General features: G+C 73.5%; 17 protein-coding genes and 1 pseudogene. 10 read left to right on the forward strand and 8 right to left on the reverse strand.

The genetic code is table 11. The features are described 5' to 3' along the window. Nucleotides 1–43: 43 nt before the first annotated feature. Both ACIBJE_RS08000 and ACIBJE_RS08005 read right to left on the reverse strand, forming a co-directional pair. Nucleotides 44–1045 (reverse strand): hypothetical protein, encoded by a 1002-nt coding sequence (locus ACIBJE_RS08000; RefSeq protein ID WP_396744713.1) that lies wholly within the window; start codon nt 1043–1045, stop codon nt 44–46. Beyond that, nucleotides 1033–2013 (reverse strand): LuxR C-terminal-related transcriptional regulator, encoded by a 981-nt coding sequence (locus ACIBJE_RS08005; RefSeq protein WP_396744716.1) that lies wholly within the window; start codon nt 2011–2013, stop codon nt 1033–1035. Before ACIBJE_RS08005 ends, ACIBJE_RS08000 begins: the two co-directional genes overlap by 13 nt. 256 nt (nt 2014–2269) lie before the next feature. Between ACIBJE_RS08005 and ACIBJE_RS08010 the strand changes: the two genes are divergently transcribed. Next, the gene (locus tag ACIBJE_RS08010) at nt 2270–6232 is read left to right on the forward strand and encodes a S8 family peptidase (RefSeq protein WP_396744719.1); all 3963 of its coding nucleotides are present in this window, start codon (nt 2270–2272) and stop codon (nt 6230–6232) included. 71 nt (nt 6233–6303) lie between these two features. Here the strand turns inward: ACIBJE_RS08010 and ACIBJE_RS08015 are convergent, their stop codons facing one another. From ACIBJE_RS08015 to ACIBJE_RS08025, 3 genes are all read right to left on the reverse strand, one after another. After that, complete coding sequence (locus ACIBJE_RS08015; RefSeq protein ID WP_396744722.1) at nt 6304–7077, reverse strand: methyltransferase domain-containing protein; 774 nt, start codon at nt 7075–7077, stop codon at nt 6304–6306. Nucleotides 7078–7146: 69 nt separating this feature from the next. Further along, entirely contained in the window at nt 7147–7338 is a 192-nt protein-coding gene (locus ACIBJE_RS08020; RefSeq protein ID WP_396744725.1) for a DUF397 domain-containing protein, read from the reverse strand. Then, the gene (locus ACIBJE_RS08025; RefSeq protein ID WP_396744728.1) at nt 7329–8096 is read right to left on the reverse strand and encodes a Scr1 family TA system antitoxin-like transcriptional regulator; all 768 of its coding nucleotides are present in this window, start codon (nt 8094–8096) and stop codon (nt 7329–7331) included. Before ACIBJE_RS08025 ends, ACIBJE_RS08020 begins: the two co-directional genes overlap by 10 nt. A gap of 250 nt (nt 8097–8346) precedes the next feature. Here ACIBJE_RS08025 and ACIBJE_RS08030 point away from each other — a divergent pair, with 250 nt between their 5' ends. The 5 genes and pseudogenes from ACIBJE_RS08030 (at nt 8347) to ACIBJE_RS08050 (ending at nt 12133) form a co-directional block, all read left to right on the forward strand. Continuing rightward, nucleotides 8347–8604, forward strand: a complete 258-nt coding sequence (locus tag ACIBJE_RS08030; RefSeq protein WP_396744730.1) for a flavin reductase — start codon at nt 8347–8349, stop codon at nt 8602–8604. Nucleotides 8605–8694: 90 nt separating this feature from the next. Next, nucleotides 8695–9441 carry a response regulator transcription factor gene (locus ACIBJE_RS08035; protein WP_396744733.1) on the forward strand — a complete coding sequence of 249 codons (747 nt, stop codon included), beginning with the start codon at nt 8695–8697 and terminating at the stop codon, nt 9439–9441. Nucleotides 9442–9499: 58 nt separating this feature from the next. Then, nucleotides 9500–10948, forward strand: coding sequence for a sensor histidine kinase (locus tag ACIBJE_RS08040; RefSeq protein ID WP_396745588.1), 1449 nt, complete (start codon nt 9500–9502; stop codon nt 10946–10948). Nucleotides 10949–10976: 28 nt separating this feature from the next. After that, nucleotides 10977–11267: pseudogene (locus tag ACIBJE_RS08045) on the forward strand (glycosyltransferase); the annotation flags it as partial. A 158-nt stretch (nt 11268–11425) separates the two neighbouring features. Beyond that, complete coding sequence (locus tag ACIBJE_RS08050) at nt 11426–12133, forward strand: helix-turn-helix domain-containing protein (RefSeq protein ID WP_396744736.1); 708 nt, start codon at nt 11426–11428, stop codon at nt 12131–12133. Here the strand turns inward: ACIBJE_RS08050 and ACIBJE_RS08055 are convergent. Next, entirely contained in the window at nt 12112–12507 is a 396-nt protein-coding gene (locus ACIBJE_RS08055) for a VOC family protein (protein WP_396744739.1), read from the reverse strand. The genes ACIBJE_RS08050 and ACIBJE_RS08055 overlap by 22 nt on opposite strands. A gap of 330 nt (nt 12508–12837) precedes the next feature. Here ACIBJE_RS08055 and ACIBJE_RS08060 point away from each other — a divergent pair, with 330 nt between their 5' ends. From ACIBJE_RS08060 to ACIBJE_RS08075, 4 genes are all read left to right on the forward strand, one after another. Next, nucleotides 12838–12987 carry a hypothetical protein gene (locus ACIBJE_RS08060; RefSeq protein ID WP_396744742.1) on the forward strand — a complete coding sequence of 50 codons (150 nt, stop codon included), beginning with the start codon at nt 12838–12840 and terminating at the stop codon, nt 12985–12987. A 5-nt stretch (nt 12988–12992) separates the two neighbouring features. Beyond that, a complete protein-coding gene (locus ACIBJE_RS08065) occupies nt 12993–14408 on the forward strand; it encodes a methyltransferase (RefSeq protein ID WP_396744744.1) in 1416 nt (471 codons plus the stop codon). 7 nt (nt 14409–14415) lie between these two features. Further along, nucleotides 14416–16449, forward strand: coding sequence for a sulfatase-like hydrolase/transferase (locus ACIBJE_RS08070; RefSeq protein ID WP_396745591.1), 2034 nt, complete (start codon nt 14416–14418; stop codon nt 16447–16449). A gap of 443 nt (nt 16450–16892) precedes the next feature. Continuing rightward, nucleotides 16893–18176, forward strand: coding sequence for a citrate synthase (locus ACIBJE_RS08075; RefSeq protein ID WP_396744747.1), 1284 nt, complete (start codon nt 16893–16895; stop codon nt 18174–18176). Nucleotides 18177–18401: 225 nt separating this feature from the next. Here ACIBJE_RS08075 and ACIBJE_RS08080 read toward each other — a convergent pair whose 3' ends face one another. Beyond that, nucleotides 18402–19085 carry a fasciclin domain-containing protein gene (locus ACIBJE_RS08080; protein ID WP_396744750.1) on the reverse strand — a complete coding sequence of 228 codons (684 nt, stop codon included), beginning with the start codon at nt 19083–19085 and terminating at the stop codon, nt 18402–18404. Nucleotides 19086–19181: 96 nt separating this feature from the next. Then, nucleotides 19182–21308, reverse strand: coding sequence for a M14 family zinc carboxypeptidase (locus tag ACIBJE_RS08085; protein WP_396744753.1), 2127 nt, complete (start codon nt 21306–21308; stop codon nt 19182–19184). Between the last annotated feature and the right edge of the window lie 52 nt (nt 21309–21360).

Below are 21360 nucleotides of genomic sequence, written 5' to 3' on the forward strand. Positions count from 1 at the left end.
GCTCGGGAATGTTCGAGGACATCGGTCGCGGAAGCCGGGACGGTCACCCGGTCAGGCCACCGCCTGTTTCTCCGGGGTGCTCCAGTGCCCGCCGCTGGCGGAACGCCGCCTGTACGCCGGCCTGGAACCGGGTGCGTGCGCCGAGGTCGCTCATGAGGGTGGCGATACGGCGCTGCACGGTGCGGTATCCGACGCCGATCTGGCGGGCGATGGCCTCGTCGGTCAGCCCGGACAGCAGCATCACCACCAGCCGTCCGTCGTCGATCTCGGTGGCCCGGTTCCGGCCCTCGGTGCCGTTGCGGCTGGCCGGCAGGTGCAGCGGCACCGCCCGGTGCCAGAGGCTGTCGAACAGGGTGTGCAGCGCGTCGAGAAGCGCCGAGGGACGCACGATGATCGCGCTCTCCTGCCCGGTCGGGCCGGGCTGCAACGGCAGGATCGCCCGCTGGTCGTAGGCGAGGTACATCTTGATCGGGAGATCGGGCGACACGCGGGCCTGCTGGCCGGCTCGGATCAGTTCCTCGATCGCGGGCAGCCTGCCCTTCTCCTCGACGGCTGCGCGGTCGTAGATGCAACGGGACTGGACGCCGGCGGCGAGCAGTTCCCGATCGGTCGCGGCGGTGCCGTCCAGATGGATGTACGGCGGTTTGTCGAGACAGCACAGCTCCCGCCGGGCGCTGCGTTGCACCTGGGTGATCGCCTGTTCCACGGCACGGCGGCCCCGGACGACCTCGACGACGTGCTGGTCGACGCCGGAGCGGGCGGCCCGGTAGACGTCGGCGAGCCGTAGGACGTGCTCCTGTACCCGGTCCAGGGACGCCTCCCGTTCGTGCAGGAGGCTGCTGACGGTGTCGGTGGCGGTCGCGGTGTACCGGAGCGGCGTTCCGGACTGGACGCCCACCAGACCGGCGGCTTCGAGTCGCGCGAGCGCGACGGAGAGCCGGCCCGGACCCGACCACATCGTGGCGAGTTCGGCGAGGGTGGCACCGGGATGCTCCAGCAGCAGATCGTACGCCATTTCCTCGGCGGCGCCGATCAGTTCGTACACACGTCCCCCCGGTCGTCGGCGGTGAGCCAGCCGCGCAGCACGGCCTGGTAACCGGCCTGGAACCGGGTCACCGCGTCGAGCCGGGTGAACAGTCGGTTCATGTGCCGGCGGACGGTGCGGATGTGGCAGCCGAGATGCTCGGCGATGTCCTGTTCGGTCAGTCCGGCGACGAGCAGCGCGAGCAGGTCGCGCTCGAGGTCGGAGGGTGCTTCCGGGTCCGACTCCGCCTGCTGACGGACTCCGACGTCCAGCGGCACGGCCCGTTCCCAGAGGCTCTCGAACAGTGCCGACAACGCCGACAACAGCACGGGGTCGCGGACCAGCAGACAGGTTTCCAACGCAAGATCCGGACGTAGCGGCACGAGCCCGACCTGCCGGTCGCAGAGCATCAACTTCATCGGGACGTCCGCGACCCGCGCGTGTTCCCCTGCGGAGGAGAAGTCGACGAGCTGGGTGAGTCGTCCCGGGATGGCCACGCCCTCCCGGTCGTAGACCGTGCGCATCCGTACGCCCCGGCGCACCGCCTCGACGCTGGGCGGGGTCATCACGTTCAGGTACGGCGGCGCATCGAAGATCAGCAACTCGGTCTCGGCGGTGCGGATGAGGTCCTCGAAGGCCGTGTGGATGGCGTCCCGGCCGTGCAGCACCTCGACCAGTTCCGAGTGCCCGGCGGTCGCGGCCCGCTGGAAGCGGTCACCCATCCGCGTCACCCGGTGCCGCAGTTCACGTAGGGACTCCCGCCGCCTGGCGAGCAGGGACCCCAGCGCGATGTCGGGTGCCACCGCCGTCCAGCGGGGAGGCTGGCCGGGCAACCGGGTGGCCAGTCCCAGCTCCGCCAGCCGGGCGAAGTCGGCGGTTCCGGTGACGTCGGCCGACACCGTGTCCGGGCTGGCGACCAGTGACTCGTACAGGGCCTGTTGTCCGGGGGAGAGGCCGAGCTCGGGGAACGACCGCTGATCATTCCGCATCCGGTCATGCTGCCCCGCCCCGCCGGTGGCGACAAGAGGTGGGAGCCGTCCGTCCACCATCGGAGACGCCCCTGCGGTCGCCCCGCGCCCGCACCAGCCGTCCCCACCACGACGAGCACCGGATCCGGAGCCTGCCCCATTCACGCCAGTGGCGTGAACCAGGCGGACGGACGGCTTCCGTGGCGCCGGACCCGCTGCCAAGCTCCACGGGACGCATCCGTTCCCCCTGCGTACACCCCCTTGGAGAGGAAAATTCATGTCGAGCCTGCGCCAATGGCGATCACGGCGTGGCGGGGCCGCCTGCGGCCTCGCCGTCGCGGTGGTCGTCACCACCATCGGGGTCCCACCACCGGCGACCGCCGCGCCGACGGCTGAGTCGGAGCCGACCCCGGCCGCGACCGCCACCGTCACGACCGGGTCCGGTGACGGCCTGGAGGCAACCATCACCCTGATCACCGGCCACCGGGTGCGGTACGCGGAGGGGGCGGACGGCCGCGGCACGGCCACGGTGGTCGGCTCCCCGGACGGCCCCGCCGCGGCGGACTCGTTCCGCTCCTACTCGGATCCGACCGGGCTGTACGTCATCCCCCAGTCGGCGCAGGGTCTGGTGGCCGGGGGCCTGCTGGACCGGGAACTGTTCGACGTGCGGTACCTGGCCCGCAACGGGTACGCCGACGACGCGGCCCGGACGATGCCGGTGATCGTCAGCTACGGCGCGGGTCCGGCGGCCCGGACGGCCTCGCGGGCCGCGCTGCCCGGCACCAGCGCCCGGCGCGACCTGCCCAGCGTGGCCGGTGCGGGGCTGGCCGTGGACAAGGCCAGGGTCGGCGACTTCTGGACCGCGCTGACCGGTGGGGCCGACCGGTCGGCCGCCGCCCGTGGACCGGCGGCGGCGACCACCGGACCGACGTTGGCCTCGGGGGTCAGCAAGGTGTGGCTGGACCAGAAGGTCCAGGTCGACCTCGCCGAGAGCGTGCCACTGATCGGTGCGCCGCAGGCGTGGGCCGCCGGGCTCGACGGGACCGGCGTGAAGGTGGCGGTGCTCGACACCGGCATCGACGCCGACCACCCGGACGTGCGGGGCAAGGTCGTGGGATCGAAGAGCTTCGTGCCGGGCGTCGAGTCGGCGGCCGACGGGCACGGTCACGGCACCCACGTCGCGGCCACCATCGCCGGAACGGGCGCGGGCTCGGCCGGCGCGCGCAAGGGCGTCGCCCCCGGGGCGGACCTGCTCGTCGCGAAGGTGCTCAACGACGGTGGCAACGGCGACATGTCGTGGATCATCGACGCGATGGAGTGGGCCGCCACCAGTGGGGCGAAGATCGTCAGCATGAGCCTCGGCGGTGAACCGACCGACGGCACCGACCCGGCGAGCCAGGCGGTCAACCGGCTGACCGCCGAGACCGGCACCCTCTTCGTCATCGCCGCCGGCAACTCCGGCCGGGAGAACACCGTCGGCGCCCCGGGCGCCGCCGACGCGGCGCTGACCGTGGGCGCGACCTCGAAGACCGACCAGTTGGCCGAGTTCTCCAGCCGTGGCCCCCGGCTCGGTGACCGGGCCATCAAGCCGGACATCGCCGCGCCCGGCGTGGGGATCGTCGCGGCCCGCGCCGCCGGCACCTCGATGGGCACCCCGGTCGACGAGCGGTACACCTCGGCGAACGGCACCTCGATGGCCACCCCGCACGTGGCGGGCGCGGCGGCGGTGCTGGCCCAGCAGCACCCGGACTGGACCGCCGCCCAGCTCAAGCCGACGCTGATCGCCACCAGCAGGGACACCGGCCACACCGCCTACCAGCAGGGCGCCGGCCGGCTCGACCTGGCCCGCGCGGTCCGCCAGCAGGTCACCACCAGCACGGTGAACGTCGACTTCGGCACCGTGTCCCCCAACACCGAGCCCCGGATCGAACGGCAGGTCGGCTACCACAACCCCACCGGGCAGCCGGTCACCCTCACCCTGACCCCCACCCTGCGCCGGATCTCCGGGGGCGATGCCAGCGTCGCCCTGACCACCCCCGCCACGGTCACCGTGCCGGCCGGCGGCACCGGGCAGGTCACCGTCTCCCTCGACGCCGCCGGGCTGGAGATCGGCAGCTACACCGGTTCGCTGGTCGCCACCGACGAGGCCACCGGGACCCGCCTGACCCTCGCGGTCGGACTCGTCCGGCAGCCGCCGATGCGCCGGATCACCACCCGCATCGTCGGCGTGACCGGCGACCCCATCGCCATGGGCAACGCCCCCTGCGACTTCCGCAACCTCCGGGACGACACGTCCTTCCTGGTGATGATGGGTGGCCTGCCGGGCCAGAACGTCCTCCAGGGCATCGGGTACGTCCCGGACGGCGACTACCACGTGAGCTGCTGGGGTGCCTACTGGGGCGACACCGAGGCGTTCCGCCACCAGGCGTGGCTGGAGAACCCGCAGTACACGATCAGCGGCGACGCCACCCTCGAGTACGACCTCGCCCGCGACCTGGTGGAAGTCGAGAAGATCGACACGCCGCTGCCGAGCGAGGCGGTGCACCTCGCCATGGGCAGCACCTTCTCCACGGCGTCCGGCCTCAACTACTCCAGCGTCTGGTACAGCGGACCGGGCCACGCCTACAGCTGGCGGACCCACGTCGTGCCGACCCGGGCCAAGCCGACGATCGGCACCTACGGCACCTGGTTCGAGCAGCTCCTCGGCGCGCCGGAGGCCACCACCACCGTGCACGGCAACGGCAGGCTCCGGCTGAACCCGACGTACCTCACCGACAGCGAGGTCGCGCCGAAGTTCACCACCGACCAGCGGCTCCAGCTCGCCAGCCGGGCGGACCTGCTGGCCGGCCGCGACGTCAAGGGTAAGCTGGTCCTCCTCGACAGCCCGGCCAGCAGTTGGTTCGTCGACGAGATCGAGCAGGCCGCCGAGGCCGGCGCGGCCGGAGTGCTCCAGTACTTCGTCGGCCGTGACGACATCGGCCTGCCCGCCCAGATCCCCCCGTACGACATCGTCAAGCCCCGGCTGCCGCTGCTCTGGCTCGACGGCGCGCAGGGGGCGAAGGTGGCGAAGGTCATCGCCGGGGCGAAGCGGCCGTACGTCGAGATCGACGCCCAGCTCGTCAGCCCGTACCAGTACAAGCTGCGGCACCACACCGCCGACCGGATGCCCGCGGAGCCGGTCGACAGCGTCCGCCACCGCGACCTCGTGCAGGTGCGCAGCGAGCAGCACGCCCAGGTGTCGTCACCGCAGTACCGGACGAACGCGCACGAGGTCAGCCACACGTTCGTCCCCGGGCAGACCTTCAGCGCCAACGCCGCGCACGACTACGACGTGCCGGTCGCCCGGACCGAGTACTACAACGTCACCGGCCCGGACGTCCTCTGGGCGCGGTACTTCACGGTGACGAACCCGGCCGACGGCACGAACCGCAGCTCCGACCACGTGGGGACGTTCACCCGGCCGGTGTCGCGGACCGAGAAGATCCACCAGCCGCCGGTCGTGCTGGGCGCCCTGCCGAGCCACCCGCCCCAGCCCCACACCTGCATGTCGTGCCGGGACGGGGACACCATCTACCTGCTGGAACGCTCGTCGTCGTCGGCGGACCTGACCAGCTCCGTCTCCGGGGCCCGGCGGGTGCAGGCGACGCTCGAACGTGACGGTGTCCGGATCGCCCCGAACCCGCCGCCGGGCCGGGGGACGAACTTCCTGCACTGGACCGTGCCGTCGGAGCCGGGCCAGTACACGCTGCGGACCGTGCGCGAGGACCGGTTCACCGGGCAGACGCTGGCGAAGCGGATCGCCACCGACTGGACGTTCCGCTCGGCCAGCGCCACGGGCACCGTGCGGCAGCCGGCACAGTGCTACACCGAGCTGATCAACATTGGCACGGGCAAGTGCGACTGGCAGCCGCTGATCCAGCTCGAACACGACTTCGACCTGTCGCTGACCGACACCATGCCGGCCGGGCGCGCGTACCGGTTCGAGGTCACGCCGCACGCCGCGCCGAACGCGCCCCGGATCGCCGGGCTGCGGACCTGGGTGTCGTACGACGACGGGGCCACCTGGCAGCGGGCGGTCGTCGTGCCCGGTCTCGGTGGCAGCTACCACGCGCTGGTGGCCCACCCGAAGCTGGCGAAGACCACCGGGGCGGTCTCCGTCCGCACCGAGGCCTGGGACCGGGCGGGCAACCGCGTCGTCCAGACCATCGACCGCGCCTACGGCCTGACCGACGCCCGGTAGGCGTCGGCCGGGCACCGAGGTCGCCCTCCGCGTTCCCGGACGCGGAGGGCGACCGTCGTGTGCGACTGCGCTCAGACCTCGGCGACGACCAGGTAGAACGTGAAGCCGGCGACCAGCGGGCCGGTCTCCAGCCGGCGCAGCCACGGCGCGACGTCCGCCTCGGCCAGCTCGCCGGCCGCCACCGCCCGCGCCGCGTTGCGCCGCAGGCCGAGGATCTGGTCGGCGGTGGCGAAGTCCCGGAACAGCACCGCCACCGGCTCGACCGACCGGATCCGGAACCCGGCGGCGTCGGCCAGCCGGACCAGGTGCCGGCCCATCGTGGCGTTGCGGACCCGCCCGGCGCTGAACCGGGCGAAGCGGCGGCTGGTGGTGACGTCGGCGTCGGCGACGGCGAGGGTGTCCCAGTCCGGCTCGGCCATGCCGAACAGCCCGCCCGGCCGCAGCACCCGCCGGGCCTCCGCGACCGCCCGCTCCGGATGCTCGACGTGTTGCAGGACCCGGTCCACCCGGAGCCGGTCCACGCTGGCGTCGGGCAACGGCAGGTCGTGCAGGTCCCCTTCCCGCAGCGCGACGTTCGGACGGTCGGCGAGCCGGCCGGCGGCCTCGGCCACCATCCGGGGCTGGTGGTCGATCCCGACGACCGTGCCGTCCGCGCCGACCGCGTCAGCCAGCGCGGCCAGGTCGGTGCCCGGCCCGCAGCCCAGGTCCACCGCCGTCTGCCCCGGCCGGACGTCCAGCGCCGCGAGCAGGCGCCGCTTGTAGTCCAGACCCACCGGGGTACGGGCGGCGGCGTCCAGGTACGTGATCTGGTCCGGAGCGGCGGTCAGGTCCGCGAGTCCACTCATCCGGCCATCCCACCACGAACCGCCGCCAGACCGGCGTCCATCATGGACGCCGGCGCGTCGGTCGACGGGTCAGTCGGGTGGGGCGATCCGGGCGACGAAGACCCGCCAGGCGGTGGGGGAGAAGGCCAACGCCGGGCCGTCCGGGTCCTTGCTGTCGCGGACGCCGACCACCCCGGGCAGGTTGTCGGCGACCTCGACACACGCGCCGCCGTTGCCGCTGCTCCGACTGCTCTTCCGCCACCGTGCGCCGGTCAGGTCCATGTCTTCGCCACTTCCGTGATGAGGTCGACGGATTGCCAGTGGGACAACGCCTCGCCGCGCACGTTCTCCCACGCTGCCAGTATCGCCGCCAGCTCGTCCGTCTCGCTGACCACGTGTCCCTGGAGTTGGTTGTCCAGGTATCCGGCGAGCCGGTGGTCAGGGCTCTGCGCGACCACGAACGGGCCGTTGAGCCCGGCGTAGGCGCCCACGGTGGACGGCACCACGTGCACCCGGACGTGCGGGGCGGCGCACGCCGTGACCAGGGCCGACAGTTGCTCACGCATGGTCTCCCGGCCGCCGACCGGGCGGCGCAGCACCGCCTCGTCGATCACGGCGGTGAACTGGGGCGGGTCGTCCTGGGTGAGGATGCCCTGCCGGGCGAGCCGGGTGGCCAGGTGCCGCTCCACCTCGCCCCGGGCGAGCAGCCCGCCGCCGGCCAGCACGGCGCGGGCGTACGCCTCGGTCTGGAGCAGTCCGGGCAGGACGCTGGGCTCGAACCAGCGCAGCGACACCGCCTCCCGCTCGATCTCCTGCCACGGACGGAACCACAGCGGCACTTTCCGCCGGAATGTGTCCGGCCAGATGTCCGAGATGTCTCGGCCGAGGGCCTCGGCGGCTGCCGCGCGGTGCCGGGGGTACGGCACGCGTCCCTCGGTCAGCCACCGCATGGTGGTCTTCGGATCGACTCCTATCGCTTCGGCTAGGGACTCGGTGGTGTGGCCGGTGGCGTGCAGGGCGGCACGGAACGCATCGTTCATTCGGCTTCCCTTCGGGATGGCGAAGACGTCTGACTGGCACCTTCTCACGGGCTGTAGTTGTCTGACCACAGTGGGGGAGGGTGGCTGGGAGGCGGCGCGGTCGGTGGAGGCGAGACCCGGCGACCGTGCCTGCCGGGCCGCCCCGTGGGGAGGCGGGGCGGCCCTCCATGACGGATGGACGAAGGCGGGTGGGTGGATTGAGCGTTCGGGACCACGAAGAGGCCCTTGCCCTCGCCGAAGGCGGGCAGCGGTGACCGCCGGGCGTCGTCGGCCCGAGCACACCGCCGCCCGTCCGTCCTGGCGGTGTCGGGCCTGCGGTGCGCCGTGGCCCTGCTCGCCGGCCCGGCTGCGGCTGCTGGTCGAGTACCGGGGGAACCGGCCCACCCTGCTGATCTACCTGAACCTGATGATGGAGGACGCGGCGGCCGACCTTCCACCCGAACACCCGGACGACACCACCCCGTCCGACCTGGCCCTGCGTTTCCTCTCCTGGGCCCGCGCCCGTTGAGCGGGCGGCCCGTGGACCCCGGCGACGCGCACAGGTGGCGCACAGGGAACACCGAGACGGGACACAGCACCTCGGGTCAGGATGATGGCCATGGTGACCGAGGGGCATGCGCTGCCGGGCCGGGTCGAGTTGCGCCGCCCGGACGGTGGGCCGGTCCGGGTGCTGGTGGTCGACGACGAGCCGACCCTGACCGACCTGCTCGCCATGGCGCTGCGCTACGAGGGCTGGCAGGTGGCCACCGCCGGCAACGGCATGGCCGCGCTGAGCAGCGCCCGGCAGGTCCGCCCGGACGTGGTGGTGCTCGACGTGATGCTGCCCGACCTGGACGGATTCCAGGTGCTCCGCCGGTTGCGCGAGCAGGCCCCGAACGTGCCGGTGCTCTTCCTGACCGCCCGGGACGCGGTGCAGGACCGGATCGCCGGCCTGACGGTCGGCGGCGACGACTACGTCACCAAGCCGTTCAGCCTGGAGGAGGTGATCGCCCGGCTCCGGGCGCTGCTGCGCCGTGCCGGGCTCGCCGTGGCCGCCCGCGAGGAGGCCGTCCTCACCGTCGGTGACCTGAGCCTGGACGAGGAGAGCCACGAGGTCCGCCGGGGCGACGACCTGATCACCCTCACCGCCACCGAGTTCGAGCTGCTCCGTTACCTGATGCGCAACCCCCGCCGGGTGCTCAGCAAGGCCCAAATCCTCGACCACGTCTGGAACTACGACTTCGGCGGCCAGGCGAACGTCGTCGAGCTGTACATCTCGTACCTCCGGAAGAAGATCGACGCCGGTCGCGAGCCGATGATCCACACGCTGCGTGGGGCGGGATATGTCCTCAAGCCGGCCCCGTGAGACCGGCCGCACCGCCGCCCGCGCCCGCCGTGACGGCCGCCGGTCGCTGCGGCGCTGGCTGACCGGCTGGTCCCTGCGCGCCCGGCTGGTGGCCATCCTGGTCGCGCTGCTCGCCCTGGTCAGCGTCGGCGTCGGCGGCGTCACCACGGTGGCGCTGCGGCACTTCCTGATCTCCCAGGTCGACGACCAGTTGGCCCCGGACTGGCAGCCACGGGGGCCCGGCGGGCCCGCGCCCGGCGGGCCGCTGCCCGACATCGTCGCCCTGCGCATCCCGCCCGGTTTCCCGACCGGCACGATCGTCGCCCGGACCGCCGACGGCGAGGTCACCGCCGCCCGGACGCTGACCGCCGGCCGGGACGAGGAGGCGGTCTCCCCGGCCCAGGTCGCGGCGGTCGCCGGCCTGCCCACCGACGGTCGGCCCCGCACGGTCGACCTCGGCGACCGGGGCGACTACCGGTTCGTGGCGCAGGAGTTCCGCGACGGCAGCGTCCGGGCTCTCGGTGTGCCCCTGGCCGAGGCGCAGGAGACCGTCTGGTGGATGGTCGCCGCGCAGGCCGGTCTCGCCACCGTCGGCCTGTTGCTCGCCGGCTCGGCCGGCGCGCTGATCGTCCAGGCCACGCTGCGTCCGCTGCGCCGGGTCGCCGCCACCGCCACCCGGGTCACCGAACTGCCGCTGGACCGGGGCGAGGTCGCCCTGTCGGTCCGGGTGCCGGCCGCCGACACCGATCCGCGCACCGAGGTCGGCCAGGTCGGGGCCGCGCTCAACCGGATGCTCGGGCACGTCGCCGCCGCGCTCGCCGCCCGGCAGGCCAGCGAGACCCGGGTACGCCAGTTCGTCGCCGACGCCAGCCACGAACTGCGTACCCCGCTCGCCGCGATCCGGGGGTACGCGGAGGTGGCCCGCCGGGGCCGCGCGCAGGCCCCGCCCGACGTGGCGCACGCGCTGCGCCGGGTGGAGTCGGAGAGCGTCCGGATGACCAGCCTCGTGGACGACCTGCTGCTGCTGGCCCGACTCGACTCGGGGCGACCGCTGGTGTCCGAGCCGGTGGACCTGTCCGCGCTGGTGGTCGACGCGGTCAGCGACGCGCACGTCGCCGGGCCCGAGCAGCGCTGGCAGCTCGACCTGCCGGACGAGGCGGTCGAGGTGCCCGGCGACGCCGCCCGGCTGCACCAGGTGGTGACCAACCTGCTGACCAACGCGCGGGTGCACACCCCGGCCGGCACCGCGGTCACCACCACGCTGCGGGCCGAGCCGGACGCCGCCGTGCTGACCGTCGCCGACGACGGCCCCGGCATCCCGTCCGGGCTGCAACCGGAGGTGTTCGAGCGGTTCGCCCGGGGCGACAGCTCCCGCTCCCGGGCGCACGGGAGCACCGGTCTCGGACTGGCCATCGTGGCCGCCGTGGTGGACGCCCACCACGGCCGGGTCGACGTGGACAGCCGACCTGGACGGACGGTGTTCACCGTACGTCTGCCGGGTCACACCAGCCACACAGCGCACGCCTAGCCGTACTCCCCGCAGCTCGGATCGGTCGTTGCCGGCGTGGCCGGACGCGCCACCGATCCTGCTCGACGTGGTGGTGCCGGCCTACAACGAGGAGGCCGACCTCGGCCCCTGCGTCCGCCGGCTGCACGCCCACCTCGCCGGCCACTTCCCGTACCTGTTCCGGATCACCGTCGCCGACAACGCCAGCACCGACACCACCCTGGCGGTGGCGCGGGAACTCGCCGGCGAACTGCCCGGCGTCGAGGTGCTGCACCTCGACGCCAAGGGTCGGGGTCGGGCGCTGCGCGCCGCCTGGTCGGCCTCACCCGGCTCGGTGCTGGCCACCCCGCGCCCCGCCGACCCCGGTGATCAAGAAGTTGGCGTCACCGGGGCGGCGGTTTCCGACCTGAATCTCTTGATCAACGGGGCGGTCGGGTGGGGAGGTGACTGCCGGGTGGTCGGGTGGGAGCGGTGACTGCCGGGTGGCAGGGTGGGGGCGTGTACCGGGAACGGCCCGCGCGGCTCGCCGGGGCGGTGCTGTGGACCAGCACCGCCCCGGCGGACGTCGTCCCGACCCGGGTCCTGCCCGACGGTTGCCTCGACCTGCTCTGGTCCAGCCGGGCGGGGCTGGTGGTGGCCGGGCCGGACCGGAGGGCGTACCTCTCGGTCGGTGACCCGGGGGAACGGTGGGTCGGCCTGCGGCTACCGCCCGGCACCGGGCCGGCGGTGTTCGGCCTGCCCGCCGACGCACTGCGGGACCGGCGGGTGCCGCTGGCCGACCTCTGGGGTGACCGGGCGGTCGCCGAGTTGGTCGAGCGCGCGGCGCGGGCGCCGGGGGAGGTGCTGGAATCGGTCGCGGCGGCGCGGCTGCGCGGGACCGGCGGCGTGGACCCGCTGGGCGTCCGGGTCGCCGCCCGGCTGCGCGCCGGGGCCACCGTCGCCGCCACCGCCGCCGAGGTGGGCCTTCACCCGCGCGTCCTGCACCGTCGCTGCCTGGCCCTGTTCGGGTACGGCCCGAAGACCCTCGCCCGCATTCTGCGGATGCAGCGGGCGCTGGCATTGGCCCGCGCCGGTACGCCGCTGGCCGAGGCGGCCGCCCGCAGCGGGTACGCCGACCAGGCGCACCTGACCCGCGACGTGCGGGACCTGGCCGGGGTGCCGCCGACCACGCTGCTCCGGCCGGCTCAGTCCGGCAGCGGGGCGTAGAGGTCGACGCCGTTGCCCTCCGGGTCGAGCAGGACGGCGTACCGCTGCCCCCAGAAGGCGTCCCACGGCGGGCGGTGCCCGGTGAAACCGGCCCCGGTCAGCTCGGCGTAGTACCGGTCGACCTCGGCCGGGTCGGCGCACCGGAACGCCAGGCCGATGCCCGACCCGCCGGTGCCCGGCTGCCAGTCGGGGTCGAAGGAGCGGATCGTCTCCACGGTGTCCCAGGCCAGCCGGAACCCGCCCGGCAGGGTCACCTCCACGTGCGGTTCGTTCTCCGCCCCGGGCGGCACGTCCACGCCGAGACGGCGGTAGAAGTCCAGCGTGCGGGCCAGGTCCGTGGCGACGATCCCGACCAGGTCGAAACGAGGTGTCATGCCCTGACGGTAGGGCCGGCGCGGCGCGGCCGTCTTGAACGTATCGGACCCGCCGCGCCGTCCACCGCGCCGTCCACCGTCGATCAAGAGGTTGGCGTCACCGGGGCCGGCGCTTGCTGACCTGAACCTCTTGATCGACGGGGTGGGTGGGGCGGCGGGGTGCTCGTTGGGGTGAACGGGAGCGGCGGGTTGTGGGCCCGGTGGGCGGTGTGGCCCCGGCCGGGCGGATCGCGGCGTACGGTGTGAGACAAGTCCGGCTTTACGGGGCAAATCACCTAAAGCTGTATTGGCCGGACTCACTCCACGACGGCGAGGGAAGGGAGCGGGTCGGTGAAGCACCTGGCCTACCTGGACGCGGGATCCGGCAGCCTGATCGTGCAGGCGGTGGTGGGCGGAGTGGCCGGGGCGGCGGTGGCCGCCAAGCTCTACTGGCGCCGGCTGACCGACCGGTTCCGGCGCCAGCGCACCGACCGGCACTGACCGGCATGACGATCCCCGACACCGGGCTCCGGGCCGAACCGGCCTCGTTCCGCGACCCGGCGAACCGGGTGTTCCACCTCGACGGCGAGGTCCTGCGCGGTCTCGACGAGCAGGCCGCCCGCGACTACCGGGCGCTCGCCGGCACGGAGTTCTTCCGCGCCCTGCTCGGCACCGGCAAGATCTGCGGCACCGAGCCGGTCGAGCCGGTGCCCGGCACGCCCTGGGCCGCCGTGCTGCGGCACGAGCGGATCCCGTTCGTCTCCCACCCGTACGAGTGGTCGTTCGGCATGCTGCGCGACGCCGCGCTGCTGCACCTGGAGATCCTCCGCACCGCCCTCGCCCACGGGTTCACCCTCAAGGACGGGTCGGCCTACAACGTGCAGTGGCGCGGGGCCGCCCCGGTCTTCATCGACGTGGGGTCGTTCGAGCCGGCCCGCGAGGGCGAACCCTGGGCGGGCTACCGGCAGTTCTGCCAGACGCTGCTGTACCCGCTGCTGCTCCAGGCCCACCTCGGCGTGGACTTCCAGCCCTGGCTGCGGTCCCGCGTCGACGGCATCGAGGCCGACCAGCTCCGACCACTGTTCCGCGGCGTACGCCGCCTGCTGCCCGGCGTACCGACCCACGTGCATCTGCACGGGGCGATGCAGCGGCGGCACGCCACCGCCACCACCACCGACGTCCGCGACCAGCTCCGGGCCGCCGGGTACTCCCGGGACCTGGCGTTGGCCACCGTCCGGGGCATCGAGCGACTGGTCGACCGGCTGGACCGGCCGCCGTCGGACAGCCACTGGGCCGACTACCAGCGCACCTGCGGCTACTCGGCGGAGGACCGGGCCGGCAAGGAGCGCTTCGTCGAGGCCGCACTGGCGGCCGGGCCCCGGCCCCGGCTCGTGCTCGACCTCGGGGCCAACGACGGCCGGTACGCCCGGATCGCCGCCCGGCACGCCGACGCGGTGGTCGCCGTCGAACAGGACCCGGCGGTGGTCGACCGGCTCTACCGGCGACTGCGCGCCGAGCCGGATCGACGGATCCTGCCCCTGGTGATGGACCTCGCCGACCCGTCGCCGGGCGGTGGCTGGCGCGGAGTCGAACGGTCCTCCTTCGCGGCCCGGACCGCCGCCGACGCCGTGCTCGCCCTGGCGGTCGTGCACCACCTGGCCATCGGGCGCAACGTGCCCCTGCCGGAGGTGGTCGACGCTCTGGTCGGGCTGACCCGACCGGGCGGACGGATCGTGGTGGAGTTCGTGCACCCCCGCGACCCGATGGCGCGGCGACTGCTGGCGAACAAGCCGGTGGGGATCTTTCCGGACTACCGGTGCGAGGTCTTCGAGCGGCTGCTCGGTGCGCGGTGCCGGATCAACCGCCGCCTCGACCTGCCGTCGGGAACCCGGACCCTGTACCTCGGGACCGTGGGTGGCTGAGCGGACGATCGCGCCCCCGGCCGCCGAGGCCGCTCCGGCCTCCGCGCCCACGCCGTCGGTGTGGCGGGCCGAGGGTGTCCTGCTGCTGGAGGTGGTCGCCCTGGTCGGCCTGGCCGTCACCCAGCCGCTGCTGGACGTGCTCGGCCGTAGCCCCGACTTCTTCCTGTTCCACCGGGCCACCCCGGGGCAGGTCGTGGCGCTGCTCGCCCTGGTCGCCGTGGTGCCCACCGCCGCGTTGGCCGGGCTCGGCGCGCTGACCCGGCTGGCCGGCGGTCGGGTCCGGCTGGTGGCGCACCGGGTGCTCGTCGCGCTGCTGCTCGCCACCCTAGCCGTGCAGGTGGGACGGGAGGTGACCCCGCTGCGGGGCGGACCGCTGCTGCTGGTGGCCGGCGCGGCGGGGGTGGCGGGCGCGGCGGCGCACCGGCGCTGGCGCGTGCCCGGCCGGATACTCCGGGCCGCGGCGGTCGGGCCACCGGTCTTCGTCGCCCTGTTCGTCCTCGTCTCGCCGGCCTCGGCGGTGGTGCTGCCGCGCGCCGAGGGCGCGGGAGCGGGGGCGGCCACCGGCCCCGGCGGGCACCCGCCGGTGGTCCTGCTCGTCCTCGACGAGTTGCCGCTGGTCTCGCTGCTCGGCCCGGACGGGCGGATCGACGCGACCCGGTTCCCGCACTTCGCCGAACTGGCCGCCGGATCGACCTGGTACCGCAACGCCACCGGTGTCAGCGGCTGGACCCCCTACGCGTTGCCGGCGATGCTGACCGGCCGGTACCCGGCCCGGCCGGACGCCCCGCACTACTCCCGGTACCCGGAGAACCTCTTCACCGCCCTCGGCGGCCTCTACGAGATCCGCGCGCAGGAGAGCATCACCCGGCTCTGCCCGCCGAGCCGCTGCGACCAGCCGGTCGGCCCTGAGCAGGGGCTCGGGGTGCTGGTCCGGTCCAGCGCCGACCTGCTGCGCCAGCTCGTCGCGCCGGTGGAGAGCCGGGTCGACCCGGAGGCGAGCTACCGGGAGCCCACCGCCGCCGAGGCGGGACTCGACGCGGCCGAGCCGGCCCCGACCGACCCGAAGTTCCGGTGGGACAGCCTGGACGACCACCAGCCGGCCCGGTTCACCAGCTTCCTGGCCGACCTGCGCCCCGCCGCGCGGCCCACGCTGCACTTCCTGCACCTGCTCATGCCGCACAGCCCGTGGGCGTACCTACCCTCCGGGGCGCGGTACGAGGCTCCGGACGACCTGCCGGACGACGGTGCCGGCTGGGCCGAGCTGGGCCGGCAGCGGCACCTGGCCCAGCTCGGCTACACCGACCGGCTGATCGGCGAGACGCTGCGGACCCTGCGCGCCACCGGTCTCTACGACCGGGCGCTGCTGGTGGTCACCGCCGACCACGGCGTCAGCTTCACCACCGGCTCCCAGGGCCGGGGGATGGACGCGATCCGCGACGCCCCGGACGAGGTGGCCTGGGTGCCGACGTTCGTCAAGGAACCCGGCCAGCGGGCCGGCCGGGTCGACGACCGGAACTGGGAACACGTCGACCTGCTGCCGACCGTGGCCGACCTGGCCCGGGTCCGGTTGCCGGGGCGGGTCGACGGGCGGTCGGCGCGGCAGGAGGCCCGGGAGCGGGCCGACAAGCGCTTCTACGACCGGCCGGGGCAGCCGCTGACCCTTCCCGGCGGCGTGCCCGCCCCGCCCCCGCCGCCCGTGCCCCACCCGCTGGTGGGGACCACCGTCGACGACCCACCCACCGGCGGTACGGTCCGGGTGGCCGACCTTGACGCGTTCCGCGCCGTCGACCCGGCCGCCGGACGGCTGCCCGCGCTGGTCTGGGGGACCGTGCCCGACCGGGTGCCCGACGGCACGCTGCTGGCCGTGGCGGTCAACGGCCGCGTCGGCGCGGTCGTACCCGTGGTTTCCCCCGACCCGGGGGGACGGCGTTTCGCCGCGCTGCTGACCGACGACACGCTCTTCCGGGCCGGACCGAACCGGCTCGACGTCCACCAGGTCGCCCCGGACGGGACGCTGCGCCGGCTCGACCCGGTCGACTGACGTCGCGCGCCGCCGACCGACCCGCCACCGGGCGTTTCGTCCGGCTGCCCGAAGACGGCGGCGGACCGACCCTGTGGAGTGATTTCCCCCACGTGCCGTCGGATGCGGTAGCCACGGTTGTCGCCATCCCCGATGGTCACCGAGAGTTGATCCCACAACGCGTCAGCGGCTGATCGCCGTCGATGTCGGGATGGTTTCGGATGATTTCCGCTCATCATTCGTCGTCACTACCGGAACCCGCCCGATCGCCGCCGGTCGTCCGCTTCGCCCCAGCAGGACGGGGTTTCCGAGTCGGCCGATAGGGAATCGGGTGACGCATCCCTCACCGCTCAGCCACGGCGGGCGGTGTCACAGGGATCGCGTTTACGGTAAAAGCGAAGGCACCTTCGTCAAAAAGCGGAGGCGGTCCTCAACGTAGATTCTGCCGGCGAAGCGAGGGACAGATGACGGAAGTCAAGCTCGATCACCCCGGTGGGCAGCTTTCGATGCCGGTGCAGTCCGCAGTCGAAGGTCCCGCCGGAATCCGGGCCAGCAAGCTGCTGAAGGAGACCGGACTGGTCACCTACGATCCCGGGTTCGTCAACACCGCGGCCTGCTCCTCGGCGATCACCTACATCGACGGTGACGCGGGCATCCTGCGGTACCGGGGCTACCCCATCGAGCAACTGGCCGGGAAGTCCTCCTTCCTGGAGGTCTCCTACCTGCTCATCTACGGCGAGTTGCCGACCGAGACCCAGCTGACCGACTTCAGCCAGCGGATCCGCCGGCACTCGATGCTGCACGAGGAGATGCGGCGCTTCTTCGACGGGTTCCCGCGCGACGCGCACCCCATGGCGGTGCTCTCCTCGGCGGTGAGCGCGATTTCCACCTTCTACCAGGACAGCCTGGACCCGTTCGACGTCGAGCACGTCGAGATGTCCACCGTCCGGCTGATGGCCAAGGTCCCCACCATCGCCTCGTACGCGTACAAGAAGTCCATCGGACAGGCGATGCTCTACCCGGACAACTCGCTCGGGTACGTGGAGAACTTCCTCCGGATGACCTTCGGCGTGCCGGCCGAGCCGTACGACGTCGACCCGGTGATGGCCCAGGTGCTGGACATGCTCTTCGTCCTGCACGCCGACCACGAGCAGAACTGCTCCACCTCGACGGTCCGCCTGGTGGGCTCCAGCAACGCCAACCTGTTCGCCTCGGTCTCGGCCGGGGTGAACGCGCTCTTCGGCCCGCTGCACGGCGGCGCCAACCAGGCGGTGCTGGAGATGCTCCAGCGCATCCAGGCCGACGGCGGGGACGTGCAGTCCTTCGTCCGCAAGGTCAAGGACAAGGCCGACGGCGTCAAGCTGATGGGCTTCGGCCACCGGGTCTACAAGAACTACGACCCGCGCGCCGCCATCGTGAAGAAGGCCGCCCAGGACGTGCTCGGCCGGATGGCCAAGCCGGACCCGCTGCTCGACCTCGCGATGCAGCTCGAGGAGATCGCCCTCGCCGACGACTTCTTCGTCTCCCGCAAGCTCTACCCGAACGTGGACTTCTACACCGGCCTGATCTACAAGGCCATGGGCTTCCCGACCAAGATGTTCACGGTGCTCTTCGCGCTCGGCCGGCTGCCCGGCTGGATCGCCCAGTGGCGCGAGATGATCGGCGACCCGGAGACCAAGATCGGCCGTCCGCGGCAGCTCTACACCGGTGCCGCCGAGCGGGACTACGTGCCGTTCGCGGAGCGCTGAGGCGACGACACGACGACGGGCGCCCCCCCCCGGGGGGGGGGGGGGGCGGGGGGGGGGGTGGGGGGGGGGGGGCCCGCCGGGCGGCGGGTGGTGGTCGGCGTTCGCGGGGGTGGGGTGGGGGGCCCCGCGGGCCGGGGCGGGGGGGGGGGGGCCCCCCCCCCCCCCCCGCCCCCCCCCCGGGGGGGGGGGGGGCCCCCGTCGGTGGTTCTGTGGGGGCGTACGCGCTCAGTGCGCCGGGTGGTCGTCGCCGTTCGCGGTGGTGGGCAGGCTGCCGAGCACGTGGTCGATGACGTGGATCCGGGCCTCGGCCGCCTGGTAGTCGGCGCAGAGCAGGTCGGCCTCGTCGTCGACGCGCGCACCCTGCCCCTGAGCGGTGACGGTCAGTCGGGTGCCGGCGAGCGTGGTCACCGTGCCGGCGGACACCAGCTCGGAGACCGGCAGCGCGCCGGTGACCACGTGCTCGCGCAGCAGCCCGCGCAGCTTCTCGGTGTCCTTCAGGAGCAGCTCGTCGAGGTTCGTCCGGGAGAACTTGGCCGCGAACGCGTCGTCGGTCGGGGCGAGGATGGTCACCGGCTGGGACCCGGTCAGCTCGGAGGCCATGCCGCTGGCCCGCACCGCCGCCTCGAAGGTGGTGAGCACGGGAATCCACTGGAGGGCGCGGTCGGCGGGCTGGCCGACGAGCGAGGCCGGGTTGCCCGGTTCGCTGCCCGAGGGCAGCACGTCGCAGAGCGGTCCGGTCACGGTGACCGCGACCGGTGGGGCGGCGTCCGACGTACCGGAGCCGCTGTCGTCCCCGCCGCTGCACCCGGCGACCGCGACCAGCAGGGCGAGGGCCCCGGCGAGCGGGGTGGCGCGTCGCCGGGCGCGGCGGGGTGCCGCCGTCGCGGCCCGGGGGAGGGTGTCGGTCACGGTGTTCTCCACTCCACTGGCGTCCAAGGGGTGCCGGCAGGCCGGTCGGGGGACCGGCCTGCCGGTACGAGGGTCGTCGGTACGAGGTTCAGCAGCTCACAGGCGCGCGCACTGGCTGGACTTCGGACCGCTGACCGAGTTGGCGACCTCCAGGTTGACCGGCGCGGGGGCGTTGCCGGTGCAGCCCAGCGGGCCGGAGACGGTGTTGCCGGCCAGCAGCGGGGCCACGCCCGCGCTGTTGACCACGTTGACCGGGCCGCTGACCCGGTTGTCGACCAGGACCACCGGGCCCCGGGTGGCGGTGACGTTGACCGGCCCGTTCACCGTGCTGTCGGTCAGCACGAACCCGGCCGCGCCGCTGGCGTTGACCGGCCCGGAGATCGCGCTGCCGTTGACGATCAGGGTGGCGCCCGGCTGGACCCGGATCGGACCCCGGACGGTGGCGCCGGCGAGGCAGGCCACGCCGGTGACGGTCAGCGGGCCGTTGTGGGTGCCGGTCAGCGTGGGCGCGATCCGCTCGCCGTCGACCAGGCCCTCGACGGCCTGTCCGTCGAGGAGCAGTGGCACCAGACCCCGCTCCGGCTGCGAGAGGGGGACGAGGTAGCCGTCGGCGACCTTGACGACCTTCCAGCCGTGGGCGGCGAGCCGCTGGGCCACCGTCGTCTGCCGGCCGGCCGGACCGTCGCTGCGTGCCCCGTGGTACTGCTCCTCGGTCAGCCGGTACGCACACGGCGGCTGCTCCAGGATCCGCTCCGGGGTGGGAGCGTCCAGCGGCGGCGGGGCCTCACCCGGGTGCGGCGCGGGGTACGCCTCGATCGGGCGCGAGCCCCGGAACACGATCCGGCCGGTGTTCGCCGACTGGAAGGCGATCCCCTCCGCCCGGGCCTTGGTGATGCCGGGGATGTTCGCCACGTGGTACGTGAGGAACTGGTGGAACGTCCACAGGGCGGAGTACGACTTGCGCCGGCGGTTGTTGGCGGTGTTGCCCTCGTCCGGCCGGGTCGGGCCGCCGGAGCTGCGCAGCTCCAGCAGGGAGTTGACCACGTTCTTCAGGCCGAGGGTGTTGCGCAGGATGGTCTCCTCGCTCAGGCCCACGCCGGCGCCGGTGCACCCGTACGGGCAGGCCCACCAGCCGTCCTTGGCGCCCTCGGTGTACATGTGCCCCTCGATCATGTCCTGCGAGGTGTCGAAGATCCCCTGGGACACGTTCTGGTGGCGCGGCGGCAGCATCGGCAGGTCGCCGGTGTTGGTGTTGCCGTACTCGTGGCCGTCGAAGCTGGCGATCGGCCGGTAGTCGCGGACCATCTCGACGAAGGCCTGGGTCTCCGGCTGACGGATCAGGGAGTAGTCCCGGTTCAGGTCCTGACCGGTGGAGTTGCCCCGGCTGTTGGCGGCCCGGCCGTCGCCGTTGATCGTCGGCACGATCAGCATGGTGGTCTTCGACAGCTTGTCGAGCGTGCCGGCGTCGTCGGTGAAGGCGAGCTGCCGGGCCATGATGAGGCAGGCCTCGCGGTCACCCGGCTCGTTGCCGTGCACGTTGCAGTTGACCACCAGCGGGTTCGTCGCGGCGACCGCCTCCGGAGTCGCCGGCGGCTTGGGGTAGCCGATGACGAACATGTTGATCGGCCGGTTCTGGATGGTGCGGCCGATCTCCACCACCCGCACCCGGTCGCTCAGCTCGTCGACCGCCGCGGTGTACGCGTACTCGTTGACGTCGCTGGTGTACTGCGCGCCCAGCGTGGTCTCCCACTGCGTGCGCAGGCTCTGGCCCGGAGTGTTCGGGTCGCCCCAGTGCGGCCGGGTCGTGCCGGCGACCGGTGTCGAGTACGGCTGCGTGGTGGTGCCGAAGCGGGCGCGGACCCGCCACTGGAACCGGCTCCCGGGGGCGAAGCCGGCGTCGGCGAAGGTCGGCGAGGAGTTGTTGACCTGGCGGTTCGGCCGCCAGACACCGCTGATCACCGACGGTCCGCTGACGGTGTCGTCGTCGGCGACCGGGGTCCGCTCGATCTGGTAGTCGGTGGCCCCGTCGACCGGGGTCCAGGCCAGGGTCGCGTACCCGTCGCCCTGGACGACCGTCAGGTCCCGGACCTGGTTCGGCTCCGCCCGCAGCTGGGCCGCGGCGAACGCCGGCTGCCCGTGCGCCTGGGCGGGCAGCGCCGTCGCGGCGAGGGTGACGGCGAGCAGTGTGGAGAAGACACCGGCCGTAGTCCGTCTGTATCTCAAGGGGGATCTCCAAACAGGAGGGATGGCTGGGTACGGACAGCACACCCGTAAT

Origin of the sequence: Micromonospora sp. NPDC050187, from assembly GCF_044459745.1 — a bacterium.
GTDB lineage: Bacteria > Actinomycetota > Actinomycetes > Mycobacteriales > Micromonosporaceae > Micromonospora.